Origin of the sequence: Parafrankia elaeagni, assembly GCF_000374165.1 — a bacterium.
Classification (GTDB): Bacteria; Actinomycetota; Actinomycetes; order Frankiales; family Frankiaceae; genus Parafrankia; species Parafrankia elaeagni.
This window is the reverse complement of the sequence record NZ_KB893788.1, coordinates 1-12,105: the sequence shown is the minus strand read 5'-3', so window position 1 is coordinate 12,105 and position 12,105 is coordinate 1. Positions and strand designations below refer to the sequence as shown.

The window sequence follows — 12,105 nt, the reverse complement described above, 5'->3', positions numbered from 1 at the left end:
CGGCAGCCATCCACACCCACGTCCGCCTGCACTGGGGAATCGAGAACCGCCTCCACTACATCCGCGACACCGCCTGGCGCGAGGACGCCTGCCACGCCTCCCGAGGAAACGGGCCCAGAAACCTCGCCACCATCCGCAACCTCGCGCTGAGTCTCCTCCGCCTCCACGGAGTCCGAAAGGTCAAGGAAACCCTCGAGCGCATCGCCGGCGACCGCTACCGGGCACTCCACTACCTGGCTACATAGGGCAATGGATCGTCACACTAGGCGATCTTCGCGCAGCCCTGGGTCGACACCGGTAGCCGACTTCTGGCACCCCACAGGACCCTACGGTCCGATCAACCACACCGCGTCAACACTCCCGGGTCGGCGAGCCATCGAACAGCCCCAGCCCGCCGTAAAACCAAAAACAAACGATCTACGAGGCCTGACCAGTTACGATCAACGAGTACCGCAACGCCGCCTGACGACCTCCGCAGGCGATCACCGGGGCTGCAAAAGAGCAGCTCACAGGCCGCACCCGGATTTTGGAGCCCAACAGGGTTCCGCCCGGGCGACCTTCGCGCAGCCTGCGGGGAGCCCGGGAGTGAGATCCTCCCGGGCTCCCCGACCCATCAGCCAACACCCCCATCAGCCGCAACTTGTTGAAGGTTAGGAACTAGCGCTGAAACTGATCGGATCTACCTTGACTGTTTCCTTGTCAACCATTTTTCCAAGAGTGTCCTAAGAAGGATTCCAAGAAGTACAGCGATCGAGATCGCGATGGGTCCGTGGACTTCCAGAAAAATGGCTGCCGCGATGCAGAAAAGCACTACCGTGTCGACGAGGGACAGCCACCACGGCTGTCTGCGGAAGGGTTTCTTAAGCTTACTCAAGAAAAGCAAAGTTCACCACCAGCTGTTGTATCTCAAGACGCAGTACACGGTAGCATGCCAGACTGGTCTCGCGAAGCGCGCCCATCTGTAGCCTACGTACGTCCAGCCAAGGGACCATTTTGTCGTGCAAACCCACTTTACGATTCTACGTATTCCGTGCAACGGATTTGGCCAACAAATATATTTGCCGAATGTCCACATGCACGACGCGAGGCCGTTTAGATCGAATTTGTTATAGGGATCCTGGTGTGCGTAGTCGTACGGGTTGGCGTTGCCGCCCAGGAAAGGATCGATTGACAGGAAGCGTCCACTGTACGGGTTGTACATTCGGACGCCCATTAGAGTCATGCCGCCGAGGGCATCATGAGAGCGTTGTTCGGATCCAAGCCAACCGTACCGGGCGTATGCAGTGGTGGCAAAGTAGGGGACGCCAAACTCGCTGGACTCGGCGTAGGTGGCGATGGCTGTGGCAGCCGTGTTGTCTTCAACGGTGGCGACGATGTCGCCGTGCAGGTTTGCTAGTTGCAGAGTGACGGCTCCGGTGTTGTCCTGGGTAGCGACGAGGCCGCCGATCATTCCGGTGATGTTTCTTGTCCAGATTCCGCCAGTGACTCCGATCCAGGCGGGGCTGTCGCCGGTGGCGGTGGTGTAATGGTTGGTGGAGGTGGTGGAACCTTCTGTCCAGGACCGCGAACGCCGTGCGGGGTCGAGGGTGTAGGTGCGTGTGGTTGATCCTGATGTCTGGGAGGCGACCAGGTCGTTGACGTGATAGCCGACGGTGACGGCTGTTCCACCCGCGTCGGCTGCGGGGACGGTTGTGGTGCGGCCGAACAGGTCGTAGGTGTAACCGGTGTCGGTGATCCGGTCGGCCTGGTCATAGGTGTGAGAGTAGACCTGGGGGGTGGTGCTGGTGGAGCAGTTGCCGGCGTCGGGTTGTCCGCCGGCGTCGGGGTAGCTGGTGAGGGCGGTGCGGTTGGAGTCGGTGTCGTAGGTGTAGGTGCGTGTGGTACAGATCCTTGGTCCGCCGTAGCTGACGGCGTCGATGACGCTGGTGAGTCGGCCGGCGGGGTCGTAGCCGAGAAACTTCCCGGCGGGTGGGGTGGAGTCGATACGGACCTGGCCGTGTACCGAGCTTGCCTGGGAGAAGGTGAGCCAGGGGGTGCCGGACTTGGCGTAGGTGAGGCTGGTGGGTTCTCCGCTGTTGTTGATGCGGGTGGTGGCGACAAGGCCGTTCGGGTAAGTCTGTGAGGTGAGGTCGCCGTCGCCGTTGTAGGTGGCGGTGAAGGTGGAGGGGGCGGTTCCGGCGCCGACGCCGAGGCTGGTGACCAGGCCGCGGTGTTCGGTGGCGGTGTCGTAGACGTAGGTGTAGGTGCCCTTGCCGTCGTTGACGGTGGAGATCTGGCCGTCGATGTCGTAGGTGGTGCTGGTGGTGTTGCTGTCTGCGTCGGTCTGGGAGGTGACCTGTCCCCAGGTGTTGTATCCGGTGGTCAGGGTGATCGAGGAAGCGGTTGTGGTGGTGGGTAGACCGGTGGTGGTGCTGTATCCGTAGGTGGCGGTGGGGACGGCGGTGCCGCCGTTGGCGGTGGGGCTGGCGGCGAAGGCTTCGGAAGTTTTCCGGCCGGCGGCGTCGTAGGTGTAGGTGGTGGTGCGGGTGGTGGTCGTCCCGGAGGTGACGGTGTCGACCTTGGTCAGGGGCTGGTTCAGGTTGTTGTAGGTGTAGCTGGTTACCGGCAGCGGGTTTCCGGTGGAGGGTTGGGCCGCGGGTTCGACGGTGCAAGTGAGACCGGTCCAGGAGGCGTTGACACAGCCGCCGGAGCCGGTCGCGGTGAAGTACGAGGCGCTGGTGGTGAAGGCGTCGGTGCCGGTGGCGTTGGCCTTGGGCTGGCGTACCTCGACCGGGTTTCCGGCCGCGTTGTAGTAGGTGGTGCGGACGATGTCGGTGGCGCCGCCGCCGCCCATCCAGGTGGTCTGGGTGGTGGGTTTACGCAGCGTCCAGCCGGAGGTGGTGGCGGGAGCCCCGCTCTTAGGTTCGTAGCCGTTGATGGTCTTGCGGGGTTGGATGTCGGTGCCGTTCGCGAGGCGGATGGTGGTGGTGATGGTGGTGGGGAGCCGGTAGGGGTCGGGGGAGGAGGGGGCGTTTTCGTCGTAGTCGGTGTGGATGTGCTGGCGGGCGGAGTATTGGGCGCCGGTGTCGTCGACGATGCGGTGCGTCGGGCCGTAGGTGTCGGTGACGGAGACGCCGTCGGAGGTGTAGACGGTGTCGGTGTCGAGGAGTTGGGCGCGGGCGGCCGGGTCGGTGAGGGCGGTGACGGTGGGGTCGGTGTCGGCAGTCGGGGTGAGGGCCTGGTTGCGGTTCTCCGCGGTCAGTTCACGGACGACGTTGCCATTCGCGTCGTGTTCCGTGGTGGTGATCTGCCAGGCGCCGTTGCCGTAGGAGGCGGAGTTCACCTGCCGGCCGTCGGTGTTGAGGTAGGAGATGTCGGCGTAGGGCCAGTCGGCGGCGACAGGCGGGTTGGACGGGACCCGGCTGGCGGGGAAGATGGCGGTCGCCCAGGTCGGCAGGTCGCGTTGTCCCCATCCGGCGACCACTGTGGATGCCATGTCGATCGGTGCGCTCGCTCCGGTGAGCGCGAGCCCGTAGACGATCGTGTGGGTGGCGGTGCCGGCGCCGGCGGGCCGTGGCCGGGAGATACTGGTGAGCCGGTTGTAGATGTCGTAGCCGAAGGTCCAGGTTTCCTGGCCGGGCGGGGTGTAGGTGGAGAGTCGGCCGCCGGCGTTGTACTGGTAGACGGTGCCGAGGTGCGAGCCGTCGGTGTTGTCGAGCCGCGGGTCGTACTCGAGCCGCAGGTGGCCGGTGGTGTCGTACTTGTACTGGGCGACAACGACCGCGGTGGCGCCGTTGACCGCCATGGAGATCGAGGAGAGCTGCCCAGTGTAGTTACCCCAGGTCGCCGGGTCGTTCCCGGAACCGGTCGCGGTCGTGGCGGTGGCGTAGCTGAACGTCAAGGCCCGGCAGCCCGCGACCAGGGTGGTGCAGGTGACTCCGGCCGGAACCGGGGCGAGGATGCGGGTCACTCGTCCCGCGCTGTCGGTGGTGTAGGTGGAGGTGGTGGCGGAGCCGGGCTGTTCCACCCTGTCGGCGACCCAGACGGTGGCCGAGCCGACGGTCTTCGCGACGAACACGGTCCTCGTGCCGTCGATGCCGGTGTGGGTGAACTGGGTCGCGGAGTCCTTGACCAGTTTCGACCCGTCGACGGCGGTGTCCGCGACCCCGGTGTAGCTGTACGGGTAGCTACCGGAGCCGGTCCTGGAGTAGGTGGACGCCGCGCCTTCGCTGGAGGTGAAGGTGACCGTGTTCGTGGTCGCGGTGGTGTCCGTCAGCGTGCTGGCCGCGGTGCCGGACTCGGGTCCCTGCAGGTCCGACGTCCATCCGGGGCCGAAGATTCCGGACGGGTCGCTGGTCGCCGGGGGCGGGGTCAGTGTTGTGGTCGACCGGCCCACGGTGAGGCTTCCGGTGTAGGTCGCCAGCGTGGCGTCCGTCGCCGAGACGGAGTAGTCGCCGGTCAGCAGGGCCACCGAGCCCGGCCCGACCTCGGAGGTGGCGTTCGTGTCCCCGAAGGCGTTACGTGCGTACTGCACCGTCCGGGCGGCGGTGCAGGAGACGGTACCGCCGGAGGTGCGGAAGCAGGCGCGCAGCTGGATGGGCCCGTCGGCTCCGCCCTGAAGGGTGAAACCGATGTTCCAATTCTGACGGTCGAACACGCCGGAGCCGTTACGCGGTGCGGGCCAGGTGGGGTTGGTGGAGGTGCCTTCGATGACGGTGTCGGCGACGGGGACGTCATGCCAGGTCGCGCCCGTGCTCGTGCCCAGGTGGTACTGGTAGGTCACCGACACTTGAGTACTGGGCGCCTGTCCTTCCAGGACGACGAAGCGCTGTACCCGGGCGTTCTCCGCCGGGCTGGCAAGCGCCCCGGTCCCGATCCCGAAGCTGTAGGAGGAGACCGCGGAGAGGTTGCCCGCGGTGTCCTTGGTCCGGACGTAGAAGGTGTGCAGCCCCGCGGCCGGGTTCAGCGTCGGGGTGCTCGTACCGGCCGTCTCCGTGGTGGGGGACGGGGTGTCCAGGCCGTAGAGGAAGCCTGCGGTGTCACCGCCGGGTGAGGTCCAGGAGAAGGTGCCGGAGGTGGCGGCGGTCCAGCCGCCGGAGGTCCAGGCGGCCGAGGTCAGCGAGGTGGGCGCGGCGGGGGCGGTGGTGTCGACGGTGAACGGGATCCAGCTCGACCAGGCCTGGGAGTAGTCGACGCCGTCGTAGGCGCGGGAGCGCCACTGGTAGCTGGTGCCGTTGGTCAGCACGCTGGCGGGCACGGTCCAGGAGGCGGTCGCGTTCGGGGAGACGTCGGAGACCGACCCGTCGGTGATCTTTGTGGTGCCGGCGGAGTTCCACACCTCGAAGTCGAGGCGCAGCGGGGCGCCGTCCGCATCCGTGGCCGCGCCGGACAGCACCGGGCGGGTGCTGTTGGTCAGGACCGTTGCGGGGCTGCCGCCGCACTGCGCCGAGCAGGGCGAGGTCGACCGGTTGGCGACCGTGCCCGGGTAGGAGTTGTAGGTGGTCGCGATCTGCGGCTTGAGATCCGTGTCGCCGGAGTAGAACGATTTGAACTGGGCGTCCAGGCTCTCGTTGCCGGCGCGCAGCGTCAGGGTCTCGGGCGAGGGCTGGGCGTTGGACGACCATGCCTGTACGAGGCTGGTGATGTCGATGCCGACCGGTCCGGCGCCGCAGCTGTTGTCCGCGCCTTCGTTGAAGCTGGCGGACGCCCACGTGGTGCCGTCCGAGGCGGGCTGGGTGTTCCAGGTCGCGCCGGAGGGCAGGCTCGCGGAGCCCTGCACGATCGTCGGCTGGTCGTCACAGTTCGTCGACCCCGCCTGCCACAGGTTGAGCTGCGCGGCGGTGACATGCCGCCCCTCGATGGCGGTGGTGTCGAACTTCAGGAACGACCGGTGCACCGACCCCAGATACGCGCCGACCCGCAGATACTGGTAGGTGTCAAAGTTGGTCGTCGGGTAGGCGCTGGCCACGTCGGTGTCGAGGTTGTCCGGCAGCACCGCGGCCGGGTCGATGGTCACCGGGTACTGCCGTTCGGGCGCTGTCAGCCACGTCTTGTCAGGCCGCAGGGCCAACGTCGGTGCGGCGGTGCCGCCGTCCTCCAGGGCGGCGTCGACGGTGCGGGTGCGGTCCGGCAGGCCGGTCTTGGCGTCGAGGTGGGCGTCCCACATCAGCGGTGTCGGTGAGCGGGCGGCGAGCTTGCCGTCGGCGGACAGCCGCAGTTCACCGCCGGCGGTCCGTTCCGCCGTCACGCCCTTGAGCCGCATCGGCAGGGCCAGCGCCGCCTGGGCCGCGGCCGGGGTGTGGGCGACGATCCGCACGTCGAACCCGGTCGGGGTGACCTCCACCTGCAGGTCGGTGTCGGTGGCGACTGTCTTGTAGGTGGCGATGTTCTTGTCCAGCTCGGGGGCGGGCAGCGCGGCCGGCCAGGCGAACGCGACCTCCTTGCCGGCGTCGGTGAGCCGGGCGATGTCACCGCCGGCCTTGCCGCCTGCGGACAGCACGATGTCGGCCTTGGCCGCCTTCGGCGTCACCTTGCCGTCGGCCAGGACCAGGGTGGGGTCGACCAGCACCCAGCCGTCTCCGCGCCGGATCCGGTGTACACCGGAGAACGACTCCACGGTGACGGTGCCGTCGGGGTTCACGAACGTCGAGGTGGTCTCCGTCCGCTCGACCGTGACCTCGATCCGCCGCTTCTCCGCGTGGGCGGCAAGCTGCGCCGAGATGAAGTCGGGTCGCTCAGCCGGTCCGGTCGGTGCGGGGGTTTCGGGCTGCGTGGGCGCGGCTGAGGCGCTGGTACGCAGAGTCGGTAGGAACTGGGTGATGGTGGCTGCCAAAGCGGCGACCAGCAGCACGCAGAGGACATGGACTGCCGGTCTACGGCGATGTGACGGTGAAGCCCTCAACACGTGAACTCTCCGATCCACGAGCCTTTCGGGACACGACATCGCCGCGGTCTCCGAGGGGAACGAAGACCACGGCGATCACCGAAAATGACATCCGTGGAATGGAAGGTGCAAGTAGTCCAAGAAACCCCGCCTCTGCGGCCCGGTTACCCAGAGCAAAAACAGGTACACCACAAAAGATCTTCATTGATGCGGAGAGTGACGATTGGTGGTGTCAAAACGGGCAAACAAGCCTCAAGTGTGGGGGTCTGGTGACGCGATCTCCCTGGTCAGGGTGTCGATGCTTGACGCTCCGCAATAAATGTGACGTCTATCACACACATTCTTGTTACCTTGGCGAAACGTTGGCACGGTGCTGTAGACGTCGGTGCCGCTGGGGTTCTCGGTGTGCCCCCGTGTAGCGCCGACCTCTTTGCTCTGTTTCTCGGACAGGGGGTCTGCGCTGTGCCATAGTCCTCCCCCGGAGCGTTCCACCCGCAGGGCTGGCCGCGCGGGCGCTCCTTAGATTTTCAGGTCTTCCGCTGTTCGCTCGCCGTCGCGCGAGCAACGGGAGAGGCGTCACGACAGTGCGCGTGTCTCAGTAGTGTGCTGCGTCGTGCGTTCGAAACCATGGCTCGGTGTTTCGGTCGTCTGTTGCCAGAACTCGGTCTCGTTGGTTTCCGGATTCCCGTCGCGGCGGGACATCCTCATTTCTGTTATGGGGGAAATCGGATCGTGGGTCGTCCTAAGAGCTATCCGCCGCCCTTACGTGCCCGTGCTGTCGCCCGGGTCGCCAGTATTCGTCCCGAGCAGACCTCGACCTGGCAGGCCATCAAGATCGTGGCGGCGGAGATGGACGTCAGCGTCGAGACGCTACGCAGATGGATCATCCACGCTGACGCTGCCCAGAACAGTCCGCGTACCGCGGACATCACCGTGCCGCAGGCCGAGCCCCGCCTCGCCGGAGAGGAGATCGCTCGCCGTCGGCAGGCCACAAACCAGCGCCCAGACACACGAGCACCGGTCACGCCCCCGCGGGCGTCCGATCGCGGGCTGACGTCCCCACAGCCGGGGCCACGCACCTCGCCGTGGGCTAGCGGCATTGACGGTCCGCCCCACCGGAGCGTCCAGTGAACCGACCCCGAGGACCAGGACCCGCCCGCACTCCGATGCAACGGGAACGAGCGAGCGCCCGCGCCGCTGGCCCACACCACCACAGCGTTCCCCGCGCCACCGCATCCCGAAGCCGGTCGACCGGCACCCTCACCTTCACCCGGCCGCTCCACCAGACCAGACGTGAGGGCACAGACCGCGCCTCGGCGACCGTGGAACGAGGGCGCCACCGCCGGGCGGCCCGCGCCGCGGCGCGGCATCGCCGTGGGCGCCCTCATCTGGCGGCCCACCGCAGGCGACGCCGGCACCACGGCCTGGTCCGTGCCTCGCTGCTTCCGGCCCTTCTGACCTCGGCGCTGCTGCTTTTCTGCACTGCCGGGACCCCCATCCAGGAAGACGGCCGCGCCACACCCATCGTGTCCGGAGCGACGGGACTACGCCCCGGGACCTGGGTAATGCCCGCCCTGCAGCCGGCCATCGTCAGCGCCACGAGCCCGACGGTTCCCCCCACCGCGACCCTCGCCCACGACGCCGCAGGCGCCGCCGCGCAGAACAACAGCCCCACCGCTGAGGGAACGCCCCTCACCCTGCGCTCCGGAGACGAAGGCATTCCCGCACGCATGCTGCTCGCCTACCGCGAGGCCGCCCACACCCTCACCACCGACAGCCCAGGCTGCCACCTGCCCTGGGAACTCCTCGCCGCCATCGGCAAGGTCGAATCCGGCCACGCCGCCGGCCGCCCCCTCAGCCCCGACGGCACCATCACCCGCCCCATCCTCGGCCCCGCCCTCAACGGCACCGCCGGCGTCGCCCTGATCCGCGACACCGACCACGGCACCCTCGACCGCGACACCGTCTACGACCGGGCCGTCGGCCCCATGCAGTTCATCCCCACGACCTGGGCGAGCGCCGGCCGCGACGGCAACAACGACGGCCGCCGAGACCCCCACAACATCCACGACGCCACCCTCGCCGCCGGTCACTACCTGTGCAGCCACGGCCGTGATCTGACCAACCCCACCCAGCTACGGTCCGCGATCTACGCCTACAACCCCTCCGAGACCTACGTCCGCACCGTCCTCGCCTGGATGCGCGGCTACCAGAACGCCACCGCCCCGACCACCGTCACCACAGCGCCCACGACCGAACCGGCAGGCCTCGCCACCGCTCCCCACCAGGGCCCCGACCCGGCTCTCTCGCACGAGCCCAGTACCGTCGCGGAGCCCGCTCCACCTTCCAACCCGACCCCGGCCACCGCGCCAAGCCCGGACCGCGGGCCAGCACCGACACCCACCCGACCGGCGATCATCGACGGCGAACCCGACATCACGATCATCCCGCTCACCCCACGCCCCACGGCTTCCCCCTCACCGGCCCCCGCGGCACCGCTCCCGCCGGCGACAGCCCAGCCCGCGCCGTCCCCTACGCCGACGGCGCAGTCGAGCCCGACGGCCACCGCGTCCGCGGACCCGGCGCCAGCGCTGTCGCCTGGGGTTTCACCGACGACGACCTCGGCGGCAGAAAGGACGCCGGTGGGACAAAACCTCGGCTAGTCCTCTCGGGATCATCTTTGTCTGGGGTATAACAACGTGCCGCGATGCAACCAGATGCTCCGACGGTCGCGGAACCCTTGTCTCGGCGCGGGATCGCCCTGCGCGCCTACACCATGACCAGATGGTGATCCCGAAGGGCAGGTCGATGTCCACCCTGAGCGAGGGCGAGCTGAACGACGGGCTCAACCCATGTCGCGCCGATGCCGCGCACCTGGCCGCGGTCTCGAGCCAGCCGCGGCACCAGCGCGCCGCTGGCCTGATACCTGCCGGCGGGACTGTCGACCACGACAGCACGCCCCCCGCTCCCGCCGGCGAGGCCCGCCGCCCGGACCCGGAGGCGACAGGCGACCGCTCGAGCCGCCGGCGCCTCGGCGTACGGGTGCTGCGTCGGGTCACACCACGTGCGCGCTCACAGGCACTGCATGAGGACTTCATTCTCGCCTCTGACCGGAGCAGGTCACCGCTCACCGTCGGCGTCGTTGCCGTCACGGATTCCTGGGTGGACGCCAGCCGACTACGAGAAGCGGTCTATCGGACCCTCACCAGCCATCCCATCGTGTCGACGCGCCCCACCGGCGTCCTCGGCACTTTCGCCGGATGGGAGATCTCGCCTGAGAAGAGCCGTGCGGTTGGTCTTCTCCACGAGATCGTCGCAGGCCGGCAGGGTGGAAACGAGGTAGCCAAAGACCCGGCAGTGTGGCGGGCCGTGGCGTCGTTGTGTTCCGGACCGTTCGACCTGCGGGGAGAGGACCTTCCGCTGCGGGTCCTCCTCGCGCATCGTCCCACCGGCGACGTCGTCGGACTTGTCGCGCACCACGTTCTTCTCGATGGCATCAGCGCCCTGACCCTGCTCCAGGAGATCCTCGGTGCCTGCGCGCCGGCCGACCCCTCCGCTCCGCGCAGCGACACCCCCGACGTCGCGGATCAGCGGCCGCACCGCGACCTGGAGAGGCCGTCACCAGTGCCTTCCGCCTCCCACCCCGACCCCCAGAAGCACCCTCCGCCGCTGCCCTTTCTGGTGCGAACCGTGGTGGGGTCGCAATCAGCCACCCGCCCGCCGGACCCCGACGCCACACCCACACCGGAAGTACGCCAGCGCCCCGAGCGCGGTCGAGCACGCCGCCATCTGGTTCCGCGCGGCCCCCGGCGCGCGCGCGGTTACGCCATCCACGGCGTGGACCTTCCTGTCCCAGCTCCGGTACCACCGGCGGACGGTCGGCGGGCGACCGTGAACGACCTACTGATCGCGGCAGCGCACCTTGCGGTGGCACGCTGGAACAGCGAACAAGGCCACAACACGGGCACGGTCAGCGTCCGCATGGCACTGGACGCCACCATATCCGCCAGAGGCGACGGTACCCGCACCCTCGGTAACTGGTCCGGCCAGGCGATGATCACATCATCCATCGCCGACCGGACGGACCCACGGACGCTACTCCACAAGATCGTGGATCAGACCGTGGCCGCGAAACAAGCACGCGACCAGTGGACCGGGGCCGGCCTCATGGCTCTGATCACCCTCATCCTGGGAAACGCGCCCCGATCACTGCGGGTCGCGATCCTGCGATGCGGCGCGGCAGTGACCCGGCCCTACCTCACGCCAAGCATCGCGGTGAGCAACATCGGGCAGGCCGACACCGGGCCGCTCCCGCCCGTGCCCCATCCCCGGATCAAGGACCTGTCGTTCCTCGCCACGAACGGCATGCCCCAAGGGGTCATAATCTGCGTCGCCGGCAACGGCGACCGCCTCCGGCTGACCTTCTGCCACCATCGGCGGCTCTTCGACCACATCGGGGTCGCCCACTTCGCGGACATCTACCGGGAAAGCCTGGACACAGTAGCCAAAACGGCAAGTCTTGCTGCCATGAGATGCCGAGACCGGGACGGCTGAAACGCAAGGCGCGCGACGCCCGACCAGCCCGGCATCCTGAACCGAACGGCGTGGCACCGGCGGTCCCCCTCCTGGTCTTCACACGTAGACGGCGCCGACGACGAGTGCAACCAGTAACCGTCGATACCACCCGGCCCGCGCACGGTCGCCGGTTGGATCCGTCCCGGACAGGCCAGTCCAACGCCTTCTGATTCGCGATCGGCCACCCTCCGTAACCAGCACGCTTTTGGTGTCCGGTATTGGCTGGTATGACTGTTACGTCCAGGAGTCGCCGGCGACGTGTGTGCGCATTGTGTGCGCGGATGTCCCGGCACGGCGCGGCATTTTCCGGCACGTTCCGGCACGGAAATCGCCCCGACCTCGGATTTTCCGGCACGGCGCGGCACGTTCCGGTATGTTCGGCAGGGCTGCGCAGAGATCGCACCAGGTTGTGATCAGTGACGTTCCGTAGCCACGTTGTGGGGCGCCTCAAGGTGCCTTGCGCGGAGCGGAGCGAGTTGGATGCGATCCCGCCACGCTCGCCCGGGATGGGCCGCACAAATCAAGGCCACGCACACCCGGATCAAATTCCGAGGAAACGACGCAGAGCTTCACCGGAGAAACTCCGGCAGCCGAATTACCGAAAACGTGGCCAGCCGTAGTGACGGAAGTGGCCTTCCAGTCGGATGATGAAAGCGCGACCAAACAAA

The 12,105-nt window shown here is 67.7% G+C and carries 4 protein-coding genes and 1 pseudogene; 3 read left to right on the top strand and 2 right to left on the bottom strand.

Features of this window, described 5'->3' with window-relative positions; all coding sequences use genetic code 11:
- Positions 1 to 245 (top strand): annotated as a pseudogene (locus B207_RS40915) (ISAs1 family transposase); the annotation flags it as partial.
- Positions 246 to 886: 641 nt separating this feature from the next.
- On the opposite strand, the gene B207_RS42470 reads toward B207_RS40915, so the two are convergent.
- Both B207_RS42470 and B207_RS40910 read right to left on the bottom strand, forming a co-directional pair.
- Positions 887 to 6,829 (bottom strand): DNRLRE domain-containing protein, encoded by a 5,943-nt coding sequence (locus B207_RS42470; RefSeq protein WP_018640491.1) that lies wholly within the window; start codon positions 6,827 to 6,829, stop codon positions 887 to 889.
- A gap of 782 nt (positions 6,830 to 7,611) precedes the next feature.
- On the bottom strand, positions 7,612 to 7,749 hold the full coding sequence (locus B207_RS40910; protein WP_195905381.1) for a hypothetical protein: 138 nt from the start codon (positions 7,747 to 7,749) through the stop codon (positions 7,612 to 7,614).
- Positions 7,750 to 8,427: 678 nt separating this feature from the next.
- Between B207_RS40910 and B207_RS0130490 the strand changes: the two genes are divergently transcribed.
- Together B207_RS0130490 and B207_RS36425 are read left to right on the top strand one after the other, a co-directional pair.
- Positions 8,428 to 9,525, top strand: a complete 1,098-nt coding sequence (locus B207_RS0130490) for a lytic transglycosylase domain-containing protein (RefSeq protein ID WP_018640490.1) — start codon at positions 8,428 to 8,430, stop codon at positions 9,523 to 9,525.
- A 145-nt stretch (positions 9,526 to 9,670) separates the two neighbouring features.
- Positions 9,671 to 11,416: a condensation domain-containing protein gene (locus tag B207_RS36425; RefSeq protein ID WP_230205325.1), complete on the top strand. Its 1,746-nt coding sequence runs from the start codon at positions 9,671 to 9,673 to the stop codon at positions 11,414 to 11,416.
- Positions 11,417 to 12,105 lie beyond the last annotated feature (689 nt).